This is a genomic window from Levilactobacillus parabrevis (assembly GCF_044051715.1).
GTDB lineage: Bacteria > Bacillota > Bacilli > Lactobacillales > Lactobacillaceae > Levilactobacillus > Levilactobacillus parabrevis.
In genome coordinates this window covers 2,463,251-2,480,899 of sequence record NZ_CP168688.1, presented here as the reverse complement: position 1 = coordinate 2,480,899, position 17,649 = coordinate 2,463,251, and the positions used below count along the sequence as shown (strand labels likewise).

Annotated in this window: 12 protein-coding genes; 10 read left to right on the top strand and 2 right to left on the bottom strand. The window is 48.9% G+C overall.

Annotated features, from left to right (window positions below; translation table 11 throughout):
• Nucleotides 1–102: 102 nt before the first annotated feature.
• The 8 genes from xylA to ACEPSU_RS11515 all read left to right on the top strand — a co-directional run bounded on the left by xylA (nucleotide 103) and on the right by ACEPSU_RS11515 (nucleotide 14,161).
• Nucleotides 103–1,452: a xylose isomerase gene (gene xylA, locus ACEPSU_RS11550; protein WP_020089472.1), complete on the top strand. Its 1,350-nt coding sequence runs from the start codon at nucleotides 103–105 to the stop codon at nucleotides 1,450–1,452.
• 424 nt (nucleotides 1,453–1,876) lie between these two features.
• Entirely contained in the window at nucleotides 1,877–3,385 is a 1,509-nt protein-coding gene (gene xylB, locus ACEPSU_RS11545) for a xylulokinase (protein WP_395321778.1), read from the top strand.
• Nucleotides 3,386–3,785: 400 nt separating this feature from the next.
• Nucleotides 3,786–5,159: a sugar porter family MFS transporter gene (locus tag ACEPSU_RS11540; RefSeq protein ID WP_020089470.1), complete on the top strand. Its 1,374-nt coding sequence runs from the start codon at nucleotides 3,786–3,788 to the stop codon at nucleotides 5,157–5,159.
• Nucleotides 5,160–5,480: 321 nt separating this feature from the next.
• Nucleotides 5,481–7,514 carry a right-handed parallel beta-helix repeat-containing protein gene (locus ACEPSU_RS11535; RefSeq protein ID WP_395323412.1) on the top strand — a complete coding sequence of 678 codons (2,034 nt, stop codon included), beginning with the start codon at nucleotides 5,481–5,483 and terminating at the stop codon, nucleotides 7,512–7,514.
• A gap of 171 nt (nucleotides 7,515–7,685) precedes the next feature.
• Nucleotides 7,686–8,927 carry an MFS transporter gene (locus ACEPSU_RS11530; protein WP_395321774.1) on the top strand — a complete coding sequence of 414 codons (1,242 nt, stop codon included), beginning with the start codon at nucleotides 7,686–7,688 and terminating at the stop codon, nucleotides 8,925–8,927.
• 445 nt (nucleotides 8,928–9,372) lie between these two features.
• Complete coding sequence (locus tag ACEPSU_RS11525; protein WP_020089467.1) at nucleotides 9,373–10,743, top strand: sugar porter family MFS transporter; 1,371 nt, start codon at nucleotides 9,373–9,375, stop codon at nucleotides 10,741–10,743.
• 227 nt (nucleotides 10,744–10,970) lie between these two features.
• Complete coding sequence (locus ACEPSU_RS11520) at nucleotides 10,971–11,345, top strand: iron chaperone (RefSeq protein WP_020089466.1); 375 nt, start codon at nucleotides 10,971–10,973, stop codon at nucleotides 11,343–11,345.
• A gap of 254 nt (nucleotides 11,346–11,599) precedes the next feature.
• Nucleotides 11,600–14,161: a YfhO family protein gene (locus ACEPSU_RS11515; protein WP_395321771.1), complete on the top strand. Its 2,562-nt coding sequence runs from the start codon at nucleotides 11,600–11,602 to the stop codon at nucleotides 14,159–14,161.
• Nucleotides 14,162–14,260: 99 nt separating this feature from the next.
• Here ACEPSU_RS11515 and ACEPSU_RS11510 read toward each other — a convergent pair whose 3' ends face one another.
• Nucleotides 14,261–14,773 (bottom strand): universal stress protein, encoded by a 513-nt coding sequence (locus ACEPSU_RS11510; RefSeq protein WP_395321769.1) that lies wholly within the window; start codon nucleotides 14,771–14,773, stop codon nucleotides 14,261–14,263.
• Between the two features lie 29 nt (nucleotides 14,774–14,802).
• Nucleotides 14,803–15,315, bottom strand: a complete 513-nt coding sequence (locus tag ACEPSU_RS11505; RefSeq protein ID WP_020089463.1) for a YbhB/YbcL family Raf kinase inhibitor-like protein — start codon at nucleotides 15,313–15,315, stop codon at nucleotides 14,803–14,805.
• Between the two features lie 193 nt (nucleotides 15,316–15,508).
• On the opposite strand from ACEPSU_RS11505, the gene ACEPSU_RS11500 reads away from it, so the two are divergent.
• Together ACEPSU_RS11500 and ACEPSU_RS11495 are read left to right on the top strand one after the other, a co-directional pair.
• Entirely contained in the window at nucleotides 15,509–16,681 is a 1,173-nt protein-coding gene (locus ACEPSU_RS11500; protein ID WP_395321767.1) for an ArgE/DapE family deacylase, read from the top strand.
• Between the two features lie 209 nt (nucleotides 16,682–16,890).
• Nucleotides 16,891–17,649 (top strand): potassium channel family protein, encoded by a 759-nt coding sequence (locus tag ACEPSU_RS11495; protein WP_395321765.1) that lies wholly within the window; start codon nucleotides 16,891–16,893, stop codon nucleotides 17,647–17,649.

Below are 17,649 nucleotides of genomic sequence, written 5' to 3'. Positions count from 1 at the left end.
AATCTTTTTCTCGAAAACGCTTGCATTAACACAGAAACCTTGTATAATTGAATTTGTAAGTTGGTTGTCGCAACGAACTAACTAGGAGGGTTTTTATAAATTATGGCAGAAGAATATTGGAAAGGTATCGACAAGATTCAATACGTCGGTCATTCAGATAAAAAATCAGGTTTAGGCTTCCAGTACTACAATCCAGATGAAGTTATTGGTGGCAAGAAGATGCGCGATTGGTTACGGTTTGCCGTAGCTTACTGGCACACTTTCGATCAACGCTTAGTTGACCCATTTGGTGATGGTACTGCTCAACGTCCTTACGACAAGTACACTGATCCTATGGACTTGGCTTTAGCCAAGGTTGATGCTGCATTCGAATTTTACGACAAATTAGGTGTAGATTACCTTTGCTTCCACGATCGTGACTTAGCTCCAGAAGGCGACACTTTACGTGAAACCAACGCTAACCTGGACAAAGTTGTTGACAAGATCGTTGAATACCAAAAGACGAGCGGCATGAAGGTTCTGTGGAACACGTCAAACATGTTCACCAACCCTCGGTTTGTTGAAGGTGCTGCAACCTCACCATACGCTGACGTCTTTGCATACTGTGCCGCTCAATTGAAGCACAGCTTGGAAATTGGTAAGCGTGTCGGTTCTGAAAACTATGTCTTCTGGGGTGGCCGTGAAGGTTACGAATCACTCTGGAACACTAACATGAAGGAAGAACAAGAACATGCTGCTAAGTTCTTCCACATGGCTAAAGACTACGCTAACGAAATTGGTTTCGATGCACAAATGTTGCTCGAACCAAAGCCAAAGGAACCAACGACTCACCAATACGACTTCGATGCCGCAACCACTATCGCATTCATGAAGGAATACGGTTTGGACAAAGACTTCAAGTTGAACTTGGAAGGTAACCATGCTAACTTGGCTGGCCACACTTACCAACACGAAATCCGTGTTGCTCGTGAAGCAGGCTTGTTAGGTTCATTGGATGCTAACCAAGGTGACAAGTTGATCGGCTGGGATATTGATGAATACCCATCTAACTTGTACGAAACGACTGCTGCTATGTCAGAAGTTGTTGATAACGGGAGTATCGGCCCTCGCGGTGGTTTGAACTTCGATGCTAAGCCTCGTCGTTCATCATTCGCCCCAGAAGACCTCTTCTACGGTCACATTGTAGGTATGGATAGCTTTGCTGCCGGCTTACGTGTTGCCGTTGCTATGAAGGAAGACGGCTTCTTGGACAACTTACGTAAGAACCGTTACAGCTCATACGAATCAGGTATCGGTGCTGATATCGAAAGCGGCAAGGCTGACTTCAAGTCCCTTGAAAAGTACGCTATCGACATGCCACAATCTAAGTTGATTGCTGCTACGCACTCAGATCACTTGGAAGAAGTCAAGGATACGATCAACCATTACATCATTGACACTTTGAGCAAGTAATCTCGCGTTCTGCGAAATAAAATATCAATAGAATGGCGGACGGACGGTGTGTTCGTCCGCCATTTTTATAACCAACGGGTTTGATAGGGCTTGAATCTAGCCGCCTTACCGGGTGGCGAAAATAAGCCGGAATGCTGGGGCGGACGCCTGGAGCCAAAGAGCGGTCTCCAGGCTTGCTTTGAACCTCTGAGAACCGAGTTTCAAAGACACCAATTCTCTAAGCAGCAAAATAACGCTACTAAGAGAATTCTCACGGCTGAGCTTATTTTCACCACCCTCACGGCTAACACAGGTCGCCCATGCGAAATCCGTTGGTTAGTCAAGTCTGATTGGTATGGCTTAATCAACAGTCACTTGATCAATTGGCTTGCTGATAGTATGACATTAATAAAATAGACGAAACGACAATTAGGAGGAATGACCGATGGGGAAGTACGTTCTCGGTGTTGACCTAGGAACGAGTGCCGTTAAGGTTTCCGCACTAGATCACAGTGGGCAGATTGTCGCCCAAGAGAGTTTTGATTATGATTTGATTCAGAAGAAGCCCGGCTATAACGAACAGAATCCAGAGGACTGGGTTTCTGGCACGACCGTTGCGATTGTTCGGTTGATTTTAAACGACCATCTGAGCGCCAGCGACATTGAAGGTCTGAGCTTCTCTGGGCAAATGCACGGGTTGGTTCTGCTGGACAAGGACAAGAAGGTTCTACGGCCATCAATTCTGTGGAACGATACGCGGAGCACGCCACAACGTGAAGAAATCGAAGCCAAAATGGGCGACGAATTCGTTGATATTACGCGGAATCAACCACTGGAAGGTTTCACGTTAACTAAACTGCTGTGGGTTAAGGAAAACGAACCAGATATCTGGGCTCAGGCCAAATACTTTGTCCTGCCTAAGGATTACGTGCGTTACCGCATGACTGGCAACCTGGCGATGGATTATTCCGATGCCACTGGGACCGTTCTGCTCGACGTTGCTAAGGGCGAATGGAGCAAGAAGATCTGCGAGACCTTCGATATTCCTTTGAGCATGTGCCCACCGTTGATCAAGTCCGTTGATTTTGCTGGGACGGTTACGCCGGCCTATGCTGAATTCTCCGGTTTAACCACGGATACCAAGGTCTTTGGTGGGGCTGCCGACAACGCTGCTGGGGCCGTTGGTGCCGGGATTTTACACCCGAACATGGTCTTATCCAGTATCGGGACGTCTGGTGTTGTCCTGAAGTACGAAGACACGCCTGACGTTAACTATCATGGTGTCGTTCAATTCGAAGACCACGCTATTCCTGACAAGTATTACTCCATGGGGGTTACACTGGCCGCTGGGTATTCACTCAGCTGGTTCAAGAAGACCTTCGCACCGAGTGAAGACTTCACGGACTTCGTGTCAAGTGCTGCTAAGTCAACGGTTGGGGCAAATGGGTTGCTCTACACCCCTTACATTGTGGGTGAACGGGCACCATACGCCGACGCTGACATCCGGGGGAGCTTTACCGGAGTCGATGGTACGCACAAGCGCTACGACTTCGTTCGGGCTGTTCTGGAAGGCATCGTCTTCTCCTTCAGAGACTTGTTCGATATCTATGAAGAAAACGGTGGGGACTTCGATACGGTCGTTTCCATCGGTGGTGGGGCTAAGAGCCCACTCTGGCTACAGATCCAAGCCGACATCTTCAACCGTAAAGTTGTCAGCCTGAAGAACGAACAGGGGCCTGGTATGGGGGCAGCGATGATTGCTGCCACTGGTCTGGGCTGGTTCGATTCCTTACAGGACTGTGCTGAAACCTTCGTTCATTTCGGCAAGGCTTACGAACCAAACCCAGAGAACGCGGCTAAATATGCCAAAATGCACAAAATTTACAAGCAGGTTTACCAACAAACGAAGAGTATCAGTGCGCAACTGTTGGACTACCGGCGTCAAGAACTCTAAGCTAGATAGCGAGAAGGTGTGGGAGAAATCCTGCGCCTTTTTTTATCTGATGATGCAAGTAGATTATCTCACTTTTTGGCGGATTGCCTACTAAGCGTAAGTTTCACCATAGAATTGGCTGGTTCGCTGAGCTTTCAAAATAGTAAATGTGAATGAGAACCGCTGGCCGTTTACTAAACAATCAGTCGGGGAAACCAGGTGATTACTAAAACATACCCTAATTTAATCATTTGTCTAGAAAACGCTTTCATTTTGATAAACAGCGTGCTATGATAGGTTCATGGTTGGTTGGGGTTATCAACCAACTGGTGTCAACCAACTTACATTTTTTCAGCTATACTTTCTCTACATACTGCCACTGCTGACATTACGGCGTTTGCCGTACTAAGGAGCGATATCTATGCGAAAAGTTTCGACCGGATTTGTTTACTTTTTCGGTGCATTAGGTGGATTGCTGTTTGGGTATGATACCGGGGTTATTTCCGGGGCCATTCTGTTCATCCAGAAACAAATGCACCTGGGTTCTTGGCAACAGGGTTGGGTCGTGAGCGCCGTGCTCTTGGGAGCTATCCTGGGGGCCGCCATCATTGGGCCATCGTCTGACCGGTATGGTCGGCGGAAGTTACTGTTATTATCTGCAATTATTTTCTTCGTTGGGGCGTTAGGTTCCGGGTTTGCTGCGGGATTCTGGACCCTGATTATCTCACGGGTGATCTTGGGGATGGCCGTTGGTGCCGCTTCCGCCTTGATCCCAACGTACCTGGCTGAATTGTCACCCGCCGATCAACGGGGGAAGATGTCCAGTCTGTTCCAACTGATGGTTATGACGGGGATTCTGTTTGCCTACATCACCAACTACGCCTGGGCCGGTGTTTACACTGGATGGCGTTGGATGTTAGGGTTCGCTGCAATTCCTGCCGCACTGCTGTTCTTGGGTGGGTTAATCCTTCCCGAAAGTCCCCGGTTCTTAGTGAAGATGGGGCACTCCGACCAAGCGCGTGAAGTTCTGGATACCATGAACAAGCACAACACGCCGGTCGTTGATAAGGAACTGTCTCAGATTGAAGAACAAGCCAAGATGAAGAATGGTGGTTGGAGCGAACTCTTCGGTAAGATGGTTCGTCCGTCACTCATCATTGGTTTAGGCTTAGCTATTTTCCAACAAGTCATGGGATGTAACACGGTGCTGTACTACGCACCAACCATCTTTACCGATGTTGGTTTCGGGGTTAACGCCGCTTTACTGGCCCACATTGGGATTGGGATCTTTAACGTTATTGTGACGGCCGTGGCCGTGATGATCATGGATAAGATCGATCGAAAGAAGATGCTGATTGGCGGGGCCATCGGGATGGGGGTTTCCCTGTTCGTTATGAGCTTCGGGATGAAGTTCTCCGGTGGGTCCCATACCGCTGCTATTATCTCGGTAATCGCCTTGACCATCTACATTGCCTTCTTCTCCGCAACTTGGGGTCCCGTTATGTGGGTGATGATCGGGGAAGTCTTCCCATTGAACATTCGTGGACTGGGGAACTCCTTCTCCAGTGTGATTAACTGGTCCGCCAACATGGTTGTTTCCCTGACGTTCCCAGCATTACTGAACTTCTTTGGGACTGGGAGCCTGTTCATCGGTTACGGTGTTCTTTGCTTCCTGGCCATCTGGTTCGTTAAGGTTAAGGTCTTCGAAACGCGGAATCGTTCGCTGGAAGAAATCGAAGCAACTTTACGGGCAAAAGCGGGTACTGGTGCAAAAGATTTGAGTTCTGCTAAATAAGTCATTTAACTGAGGAGCCATTCCGGTGAGGGTGGTTCCTTTTTTGCTGGTTTCGGATAAATCTTTCAGAAAAATATGACTGAATTTGGGCCAGTCATAAAGGCCGACTGGGCGGGGTTTTCCAGGTGATTTAACCAGTCATTCGATAACGATTGTCCAAAAAATCGGATATTTCTTCAAACGGTTTGGACCTAAGGCGACTACACTAATAAATGTAAGCGCTTCACTTAAACGCAATTTAGACAGCTGGCCAGCAACTAATTGCGTGATAGATATTATTGATGTCCATGTACATACTTAATATTGAGGAGGCATTCAATCGTGAAAATTTATGTTGATGCAAAGGCAGTCCATGATGGTAACGGGACCAAGAAAGCGCCGTTCAAGCAAATTAATGACGCCGCTCAGGTTGCTCAACCCGGTGATAAGGTGCTCGTCTTCCCCGGAACCTATCGGGAATACGTTAACCCTAAGAATGGGGGGATCGATGATGACCGGATCACCTACCGTAGTGTTGAACCCTTAAAGGCCATCATCACTGGTGCTGAAGCCGTAAAGAATTGGCAACAATACCAAGGCAACGTTTGGGTCGCACGGATCAACAACGGGCTATTCGGTTCGTATAATCCGTATACTGAATTCGTTATGGGTGACTGGTATTTCGGACCGGTGAACAAGCATACCGGTGCGGTCTACATGAATGATCGTCAATTCTACGAAACGACATCGTTGGAAGATTGTATTGAAGCGAAGGTTTATGGCCGCTCCTGGGAACGGAAGAACTCCGTTTACAAGTGGTATACCGAACAGGATACCGGCCGGAATGAAACGGTCATCTATGCCAACTTCCAAGGCAAGAATCCTAACAAAGAAACGGTTGAAATCAACGTTCGGCGTGAAGTCTTCATGCCACAAGAGACGGGAATCAATAACATTACGGTTAGCGGCTTTAACGTTAATAAAGCGGCCACGACTTGGGCGCCGCCTGCATCTTATCAAGATGGGATGATTGGCCCACACTGGTCTCGTGGCTGGATCATTGAAGACTGTGACATCAGCCACAGTCGGTGTGCCGGCATTTCCTTAGGGAAGTACGAAGATCCAGTTAATAATCAATACTTCACTTACAAACATGTGAAGAGCCCAACTCAAATGGAACGGGACGCGGTTTGCCGCGGTCAATACCATGGGTGGTTAAAGGAAAATATTGGGCATCACATTATCCGTCGTAACAACATTCACCACTGTGAACAAGACGGAATCGTCGGTCGTCAGGGTGGGGTCTTCAGTATTATTGAAGACAACCACATTCACGACATCAACAACATGCAAGAATTAGCTGGTGCTGAAATCGCCGGAATCAAGATGCACGCTGCTATCGACGTCATTATCCGTCGCAACCACATCAACGATTGCACGATGGGTATTTGGACCGACTGGGAAGCACAAGGAACCCGAATCACCCAAAACCTGTTGGATCACAACTATGCACCAACTGGCACAGCGGAACGGATTGTCGGGGCCATGCAAAGCCAAGACATCTTCGTTGAAGTTGGTCATGGGCCAACTTTGATCGATAATAACTTGCTGTTGTCTAAGGCATCATTGCGGCTGGCAACACAGGGTGTCGCCTGCGTGCACAACCTGATGTTGGGGTCAATCACCTCTATTGGGGCCAACACGGACTTCACTGTAGACGGCAAGAACCAACCGCGGTTTACGCCTTATCACATTCAACACCGGACTGAAGTTGCTGGGTTCATGACGATTCTCCATGGGGACGACCGTTTCTACAACAACATCTTCGTTCAGAACTGGCCAGTTGAAAAGCCAGAAGAGGAAACGGTTGTTGATCGTGAACATGAAGATACGGAACAAGTGGGGACCAATGGTTTCGATGAGTATCCAACCTACGATGAATGGTATGCGCAATTCAAGAATGTCAACGGGACGTTTGCCAAGGAAACTGACATGAATGACTTGATGAGTGCACATTATGGTCATTTACCAGTCTGGGCTGCCGGAAATGTTTACTTCAACGGTGCTAAGGCTTGGAAGAAGGAAACTGATAACCTGGTTAATACCAGCGACAAAGTTTCTGTTGAATTGGTCGAAGATGGTGACAAGGTTGCCCTGAAGACGAACCTGTATGACCTGATTGGCGACTACTACGAGGGTGTGATTACGACCGACACCTTGGGTGAGGCCTTCGAGCCAGAGCAACGCTATGAAAAGCCAAACGGTGATGACATCATCTTCAACGAGGATTACTTTGGTAACCATCGTGGGGTTTCAACTGTTCCAGGACCATTCGTATCAGGTAAAGATGCGGATGCAGCGCTGTGGCAAGAATAAACCGAGAATAGAATAATTCGAGTATTCATATTCTAAAACGACACGAATCGGGTGTTGTGACGTGGATTCTTACTAGGAAGGGCAATTTGAGATGATATTTCTAGTAAGAATCTTTTTGTATACGCAAATTACGGTTGGATACATGGCATTTTCCTTATGAGGAGGATTATCATGGAAAACGAAAAGCAAGTGGCGCCTAAAGGCAAATTCCCATATCGCTTGGGTTTTGGGATTCTATTCGGACTGTTAGGGTGGCTGGTTCCTTACTTAGGGGTCAACTCGACCTTACTACCAGCTAAGATTCAGCAGATTGCACCAAACGAAAAGGTTCAGATTGTGGCCTTGCTGGCAACGATTGCGATGATTGTCGCCACGATTGCCAATATCATTGAAGGGGCGTTGTCCGACAGAACGGTCAGTCGCTGGGGGAAACGGAATCCGTGGATCTTCCTCGGGATGCTCAGTACGCTGATCTGTTTTTACTTCTTGACGAAGGTCACAACGGTGCCGGGAATCATTATCAACTGGTCGCTGTTCCAAGTCGCCTTGAATATGATGGTGGCACCATTGGTCGCGTTTATCGCGGATAAAGCACCAAAGAAGTACCGGGGGTCCATCTCCGCCTTCTACGGTGTGGGGATGAACATCGGGACACCAGTAGGGACGATGATTGCATCGCACTATATTACCAACGTTAACAGTGGGATTTACATCTTCATGGTCTTCGAAATCATCTTTACGATTATTGGCCTGTTGTTAGTTGGTGACGGCAGTAACAAAGGCGAGCGGGTACCCAAGCTACATGGGTCCGAACTCGTCGAAGCATTCTCCTTCCCGATTCACGGGGATGTGCGCGACTTTTACTTAGCGGTTGTTGGTAAATTGCTGTTCGTTTCGGCGCAATTTATCATCACCGGGTATCAACTGTACATTTTTACCGATTACATGAAACTCTCTTCGGCAAGTGCCACGAGTAACTTGTCGATCATGTCGATGATCCTCTTGGTTGCGGGGGTATCCTTCGCGGTAATTGGGGGACCACTGGCCGATAAGTTCCACAGCTTGAAGTTGTTGGTAGCCCTGTCGACGGTTGCCATGGGGATTGGGGTTGCGATCCCAGCCATCGATCCGGCACCTTGGACCATGTTCGTCTACGCGGGCCTAAGTGGGGCTGCGATGGGGATGTACAACTCGGTTGACCAGGCGCTGAACGTCACGGTGCTGCCGAACCCCAATAGTGCTGCGAAGGACTTGGGTATCGTTAACTTGGCGAACTCATTGGGTCAGGTCTTCGGTCCAATTATGGCTTCCATGGTAATCGGATTCTCTGGTTACCGGATGATCTTCCCAATGGCCGGTGTGATGTGTTTAGTCGGTGCTGGGATGATCCTGATGATCAAGAAAGTTCATTGATTGTGGCACGCTAAGGTTTGAAATCAGCAGGCTAAAGGCGATGGTGAAAGGTGAGAAAGCTTCTCTTTTGAATGGGGGAGCTTTCTTTTTCGTTGAAGCGTTAGGATTAGCTTAACCGACCTGTGTGTATTTTTAACAACCATTGTGTACAGGACTTGTAAAGGCCTGAATTGTTAGGCTAATCGTTGGCTGATGGGCAATCGAGCACAGTGGGTGATAGGGAATGAATCGTTTAACCAGTGAAATGGAAACTGCACAGTGATTTTCACGGTGACTGGCGGTGAGTGTAAATAATTTAGATTTTTCCGGTAAACGCTTTCAAAAATATAATGTAAGTGCTATCATAGGTAACGTAGTTGGTTGCCGCAATCAACCAACGAGCAAACTACCAACTTACATATTGCATAATTCTGGCGGCGGAAACCGTGAAAAGGAAGTAATATTAATGCGAAAGGTTTCGACTGGTTTCGTTTACTTCTTCGGTGCCCTTGGGGGACTTCTCTTTGGGTATGATACCGGGGTAATTTCAGGAGCTATTCTCTTTATTCAGAAACAAATGCACTTGGGTTCTTGGCAACAAGGCTGGGTTGTAAGTGCCGTACTGTTGGGTGCCGTGTTGGGTGCCGCAATCATTGGACCATCTTCTGACCGTTTTGGTCGGCGGAAGCTCTTACTGCTATCTGCTATTATCTTCTTCGTTGGGGCTTTAGGGTCTGCGTTCTCACCAGAGTTCTGGACGCTGATTGTTTCACGGATCATCTTAGGGATGGCCGTTGGTGCTGCCTCTGCTTTGATTCCAACGTACTTGGCTGAATTGTCACCTGCCGATAAGCGGGGGACTATGTCCAGTCTGTTCCAGTTGATGGTTATGACTGGTATCCTGTTTGCCTACATCACCAACTACTCCTTCGCTGGCATGTACACTGGCTGGCGTTGGATGTTAGGGTTCGCTGCTATTCCAGCCGCACTGTTGTTCTTAGGTGGGTTGGTCTTACCAGAAAGTCCACGTTTCTTAGTCAAGATGGGTCATATTGACACCGCTCGTGAAGTCTTGGATACCATGAACAAGCATGATACCAAGGCCGTTGACAGAGAACTTACGCAAATTCAAGAACAAGCCAAAATCGTCAGTGGTGGCTGGACCGAACTCTTTAGTAAGATGGTTCGTCCTTCACTCATCATTGGGTTAGGCTTAGCTATTTTCCAACAAGTTATGGGTTGCAACACCGTGTTGTACTACGCACCAACCATCTTTACTGATGTTGGTTTCGGGGTCAACGCTGCCTTACTTGCCCACATTGGGATTGGGATCTTCAACGTTATCGTTACTGCCGTGGCCGTTATGATCATGGATAAAGTTGACCGTAAGAAGATGTTGATCTACGGGGCCATTGGGATGGCTGTTTCACTGTTCGTTATGAGTTTCGGGATGAAGTTCTCCGGTGGGTCTCATGCCGCTGCCATCATCTCCGTTATCGCCTTGACTATCTACATTGCCTTCTTCTCCGCAACTTGGGGTCCTGTTATGTGGGTTATGATTGGTGAAGTCTTCCCATTGAACATTCGTGGGTTAGGGAACTCCTTCTCCAGTGTTATCAACTGGGGTGCTAACATGGTCGTTTCCTTGACGTTCCCATCCTTACTGGACTTCTTCGGTACTGGGAGCTTGTTCATCGGTTACGGTGTGCTTTGCTTGTTCGCTATCTGGTTTGTTCACGCCAAGGTCTTCGAAACGCGGAACCGTTCCCTGGAAGAGATCGAAGCTACGTTACGTGCCAAGGCTGGTGAACCAGAAACCGCACACGCTACGAAATAATTAAATCACGTTTAAAATGAGGGTGTTCCTGAGAGGGCACCCTCTTTTTATTTATCCAAGTGAGTTAAGTCTACCGGACACGGATATTGTTTTGATAGTGATTCTGTACAGGTTGTGTAAAGGTCAATATAATTTTCACAATAGCGAAGCAATGGGGAGAACCGCCGCCAATCGTTAAAAAATGCTATACTGATTGAGACATAATCAAACCAATTAGGGGTGACATGATGATTGCAGAATTTGAAGACTATCTCGCTAAAATTGAGGACGCTGAACACCAGGCCCGCGTCCGTGAGGTTTTGAACTGGGTACAGACGTCCTTCCCACAGCTGGAACAGCGGTATGCGTGGAATCAGCCGATGTTTACTGACCACGGCACGTTCATTATTGGGTTTAGCGTTGCCAAGTCGCACATGGCCTTCGCGCCAGAGGGACCGGTCATGACACAGTTCGCTGATCAGATTGCTGCCGCCCACTATAATCCCGGCAAGAAATTTGGCCGCATCAAGTGGACGCAACCGGTCGACTATGACTTGCTCCACCAGATTATTGCCTTTAACATTGCTGACAAGGCTGATTGCGAGACCTTTTGGCGTAAATAGATGACTGTGGATCAAGCGTCCTTAAGGGGATGCTTGATCCATTCTTGTGTGATATTAATTTAATTTTGCAAGCGAAATTTACATTTTGGAGGGCCCAATTATTAACTGGTAAATGGTACAATGAAAATTAAGACAGCTACCCGGTTGGATTTGGGTAGCGGATACGATGCAAGCGAGCCCAGTACAGGTTATCAGGGGACAGCTTTAGCAGGGCTTGCGACGGCGTAGTTTGAATTCGGGGAGATCTTAGAAAAATGCGACGAGAAAGATTGCGGTTTAACCACTGGCGCAATCCCGTTTTGACCGGGATCATTGCGCTGATTTTAGTGGCCAGTTTGTTTGCGATTCGTGGGGTGACGCCTTTTGGTGATTGCAACCTGTTGATTGGCGATTTGGGAACGCAGTACATTCCTTTTTTTACGGACTTTACACGATTGATTCATGGTCACGCCTGGGACCTATTTAACTTTCATCAGGCCCTAGGAACTAGTTGGGTGCCAACGATTGCGTACTATTTATTAAGTCCATTCAATCTAATGCTGGTCTTCTTTAAGGCGAGTCAGATTCCGATTGCTATGGCCGTGATTATCATGCTAAAGATTGCGACAATCGCTGGGACTATGACGTTTTACTTACAGGAACACTGGCGAACGCAGCAGCTCTTTACCGGTGCTTTTGGGTTGGCATTTGCATTCAGCGGATTTGTTGCCCTGAACTTTTTTAACCTAATGTGGTTGGACGCCTTAATCTTTCTGCCACTGGTTGCTTGGGGGATTGACCGCCTCGTGATTACCGGACGTACTGGCGGCTACTTTGGGTGGCTGTTGGTTAGCGTTCTGACGGACTACTATCTGGGGTACATGACCTGCCTGTTTATCGTGGCGTACTTCGTGTACATGTTGACCGCAGAGTGGCCGGCTGGTCAGTCGGTATGGGAATGGCTCCAGGCGAAACGCCGTATTTGTTATCGCTTCATTGGGGCATCCTTGCTGAGTGTCGGGACGACGTTAGTGATTCTTCTGCCAACTGTTCTCGGGATGCTAGCGACGCCCAAAACACAGGGTCAAGCTGGCAACTTTCACTTAGTTCCGATGTTTGGGCTCGAATTCTTTAATCAACTAGGTGTGGGCGCGGGTGACTACCTGCAACGGCTGAGCCATGGCCCGGCGATTTTCTCATCGTCGTTAGTGATCTTGCTAGCGATTGCGTACTTCGGTTTGCCACAAATTAAAACGCGCGCTAAGGTTCGGGCGGCCGTGCTCCTTTTATTCCTATTTCTAGGTATGTGGTTGCGGGGGTTCAACACGGTCTGGCACTTGATGACGCCCCCCTCCGGCTATCCGTTTCGGAATAGCTTCTTCTTTAGCTTCGTCCTGATTCTGATTGCCAGCAGTGCTTGGCAGGCGGGGTTATCACAGTTGTCTCGTCGCTGGCGGTGGGCCACACCGTTGATTCTAGGAATCCTGATGTTACTGGGGAGCTGGATGATTCCACTGATGCAAACGTGGACGCAGTCTGGTTATTACGCTAGTCTTCAGCCAATTAATTGGGCGGCTGTATGGACGAGCCTCGCTATTTTAGCAGTGACAGCCGGACTCTTATGGTTGAAAGCCGTGCCGCCTGTCTGGTTGGGCGTGGTTGTCGTTATTGAACTGTTTGTCAACTTTAGCTTTGCGCTGGTTGGTATCGATTACGGGAGTCAACAGCGCTACGCCAAGGCTTACAATCAATCCGTCCAGCGCCTCCAACCAGTGACTGCGACATCGAAGCTATATCGTATTCGTAACGATGCGCCGACCGTGGCACCGGGATTTCAGCACCATTACAATCCTTATAATGATGCGATGTGGCTGGGGTACAATGGGACCGGTGCGTACAGTTCGACGACCCCGGCCAACACAATGACCATGGCCAAACAACTCGGGCTCTACACACGAGATGCCCGACGCCTCAGTAATCAGGGCTTCACCCCGGTTACCGAGATGCTCTTCGGTGTGCGAAATAAGTTAACGAAAAACGATAATGTTCGTGTGGGCAGTTACAGCGGAATGGGTTTTGCGGTGAGTTCACAGCTGCTCAAGGTGAAGCTGACGGCCAATGCGCTGACCAATCAGGAGAGTATTCTGCAGGCACTGCGGCCAAGTCAGCACGCTTACTTTGTGCCGGTGACGGCTGGTCATGATCAGGTCAAGGCCATTTGGCGAATCAACAATCATCCCACCAATTTCGTCTATAATCATGTTTGGCACGTGACCCCCCAAGCCACCGGCCGGATCTATCTCTTTGATCCGACTAGTGCCAGCAAGTATTCCACGATGAGTGTCAACGACCATAATGTAGCACCGAAGATGCAGACGAACGGGAACACCAGCATGATTAATTTAGGTGAGTACCGGCAAGGCGAGGCGCTGACGATTAAATACGCCAGCAATCGACCAACGCCGAAGGTCCTAGCGGTGGCAACTTTGCCGGCAAGTCGCATGGCAGCGGTCCATCAGGCCGTTAGTACCCATGCACTGCGGCTACGGCAGCACCGTGGGCATTTACGGACCAACTACCAAGGAACCATCGCGGCCACGCCTAACAAGCGCTGGGGCTACCTGAGTCTGCCACAGGAACGTGGGTGGCGGATCACCGTGAATGAGCGGGCGGTCAAACCACGCACCGTATTCGGTGACATGATGGCGGTACCGCTGACGCCGGGGCAGAACCGAGTCGTGATCAGCTATCACGTACCAGGTGGTTGGATTGGATTAGCAGCCAGCGTTGTCTGTGCAGTGAGCTATGGGGCGTTGTGGTATCGAAAACACCTATAAAATGCAAATTGAAAGATAGTGATGCAAAAAGGATGGTGTCTCTCCAAAAAAATTTGGGGAGGCACCATCCTTTTATACAATCATTTGTAAAATATGCAATTAGAGTTTCGGCTGATCTTGGTTCTTAACGGCAACCTGCTTGGTATCAACGGGGTTGCCCGCCTCATCGGTCCGAATGACCATGACATCTACATCGGCCATCCGGCTGACGTAAGCGGTCACGGACCCTTCAACCATCCGGGCCACGGCACTCATCCCGGTGGCCCCCAGCATGATCAAGTCATTCTGGTGATCGCGGATAAATTCATGAGCGATGACGGTCTTGGGATTACCGAACCGTACGTGAATGTCGAGGTCGGTAAAGCCGGTAGCGGCTTTGGTCGTTTCGACCAGCGAAGTCAGGTAAGAGGTCGCGTCCGTTGCCAATTCATGAATCACGCTGCCCGGCATGGAACCGCTGGCGTAGAAGCCATAGTGGTTGATCCGCAAGACGTTGAGCAGATCAATGTGGGCGTGGTTGCGTTGGGCCACGGTCACTGCCTTTTTTAGGGCCAGTTCCGCTTGAATGGAGCCGTCCACGGGCACTAAGATCTGTTGGTATTGTTGTCCCATAATTAGCCTTCTTCTTTGAACTGAGTTGTCTAGACGCGACCACGTAAGGTGATAGTGGCGGTGTCGAGGACGTGGCCATTGATTTGATGGAGGAGGTCATTTAACCAGAAGCCATCGGCCAAGTCGAGTTTGGTATTTAATGCGTAGACGGTCAGACTGTAGTCATGATCCTCATTTGGTGGAAACGGCCCCGTGTAATTCTGATAGATGGCGGGATCAGTGTTTCCAACTAAGGACCCGCCATTACTGTTACGACCGTGAACGTGAGGAATGGCGTTGGTCCGGGAGACGTCCATTGGAATCTCGCGTGTCGTTCCAGGGAAGTTAGCGGCGACCCAGTGAATCCAGGGGAAGCCACTAACGGGAACGGCATCGAAATCAATGAGGTTCAGCGCTAGCGTTTGAGTCTTCTTCGGTATCTTATGAAGCTTGATGGGGAATGATTTGACGGGTTGCCCGCCATAGACGTCATCTCCCGTGGCGTACTTACTAAATTCATCGGCTAAGTAGCCATTTTCTTCGGTTGGCACAACGATTCGCATGAAATCCCTCCTAGATATATCTAACACTCTTCATTATACCGCAGTCATACGTCAGTCGCGAATATTCATGAATAATGTATAAAAATACGAATAAATAGAATATAACTAATATAATTGCAAAAATAGCTTAATTTTTGCACGAAAGGGCGTATGCTAATAACAACTTAACGAAACGACGAAAGGATTGACGCGGATGACTCCTCAAGCAAAGATTGCCATTTTACAGCATTTGATTCAGATTCCTTCAGTAAACAACTACGAGGCCCAGGTAGCAGACTATATCGCGAGCCTGTTTGCACCGTATCCCCAAGCGAAGATCGAGAAAGTAACTTACGCCAACGGTCGCGACAATCTGGTCGTCACTATCGGTCACGAGGGGCCCCAATTGGGACTTTCCGGGCACATGGACGTCGTTGCTGCCGGAGACGAATCCGCATGGACGCACGCGCCATTTGCCGGTGAAGTGGTAGGCGACCAGCTCTTTGGCCGGGGTGCTTCCGACATGAAGAGTGGGCTTGCGGCAATTGTGATTACCATGCTGGAGTTCTTGGAGCAGGGGACGCAGCTTCCTGGGAGTATTCGGCTGTTGGCTACGGTCGGCGAAGAGACGGGTGAGTATGGCGCGGCCCAGCTGACGGATGAAGGCTACGCAGACCACCTGGCCGGACTGGTCATTGCCGAACCCAGCGGCTTAGACAACGTGGTTTACACGGCGCGGGGCGTCATTGACTACAAGGTTGTTTCTACCGGGAAAGGGGTCCACAGTGCGCAACCGGAGAATGGCATCAACGCCATTGATAATTTGATGAAATTTTACAATGCTGTGGGCCCACTGATGGCCAAGCACACCCAGACTGATTCCGTCTTGGGTGGCCTCTTACACAATGTGGACCTGATCTCCGGGGGCGAGCAAATTAACTCGATTCCCGCTCATGCGGAATTGATGGCAAACATGCGGACGATTCCTGCTTATCCCAACCAAGTCATCTACGATGAGCTGGCGGGACTGATTGCACAGTTGAATGCAGAGGAAGGCGTACAACTCGACCTCAGCTATAGCTTCCCAGAAGAGGCAATTCCAGGCGATCCTCAGGCACCGCTAGTTCAACTGGCCAAGCAGATTAGCGATAAAGTTTGCGGTCACGATACGCAGGTCGTCGGTTCCGGTGGCGCCAACGATGGGGCTGAATTTTTGCGGGCCAAGGCCGATTTTACCAGTATTGAAATTGGTCCTGGGAGCAACACGTCCCATCAGATTGACGAGTACATTTCCATCAAGGAGTACTTGCAGGCCATCGACTTCTATGAAGCCTTGGTGCCAGCCTTCTTGCAACAAGTGCAAGAACCAGAGAGTATCACTGAATAATTGCGCAAAATTGGAGATGGTGATTACCGCTAAATCAGGGTGATCGCCATTTTTTGCGTGGTGACAATCGTAGAACATGCAGGTGACCAATTATTAAGGTTGCATATAGAAACTAGCAAACTAGTTAAATCTCGTTCGTGTGGCTGGTAATTCTAGAAGAAGCGCCTATATTAGTCTGTAATTGTAATTGTAATGGGGAGGGGAAAGGTATGGCCAAACGAAAACCACAACTAATCGCTTATCACGTGGGGGTCACGCTGTTGACGATGATTTCAGTTGGGACGGTCCTCCTGCTGTTAATGGGCGTGGGTAAAGTCACCATTGAGATAGCAATCATTAATGGCCTGTTGGTGGTGTTTGCCGTTGACTATGTTGCCCGGCTAGTGCTGGCTAAGAATCGTAAAATCTTTCTCATCCAGTCGGCATTTGATCTGCTGGGCATCATTCCCCTTCACCCGGTGTTTGCGTTCTTTCGATTGGGTCGATTAGTCCGGCTGATTCGTTACCACCACTTGTTCTGGCGACTAAGACTCAATAGCAAATGGACACGGGCCTATCATCAGTTTATTTATAAGACCGGCTTCATTTATTTGTTTTCCTTCAGTGTGACCATTATCGTCGTTAGTGCCTTTCTCTTCTCGCTGACGGAGAAACAAAGCCTGGCCAATGCCCTGTGGTGGGCCATCACAACGGCTACCACGGTGGGGTATGGGGATGAGACGCCCCACACGGCCATTGGCAAAATCATTGCTAGCGTCTTGATGATTGGCGGGGTCGGGTTCATCGGGTTACTGACCAGTACCATTAGCGGGTTCTTCACGACTAGGGGCCAGCAAGTGGCGGCCAGTCAGGAGAACCACGAACAAGCCGATCTCGACCAGTTGTTGCTAAAGATTGAGGCGTTGACGACTAAGGTCGATGACTTACAGCACCAACTTGACACAACGTCACGCCACAAGCAGCGCTAG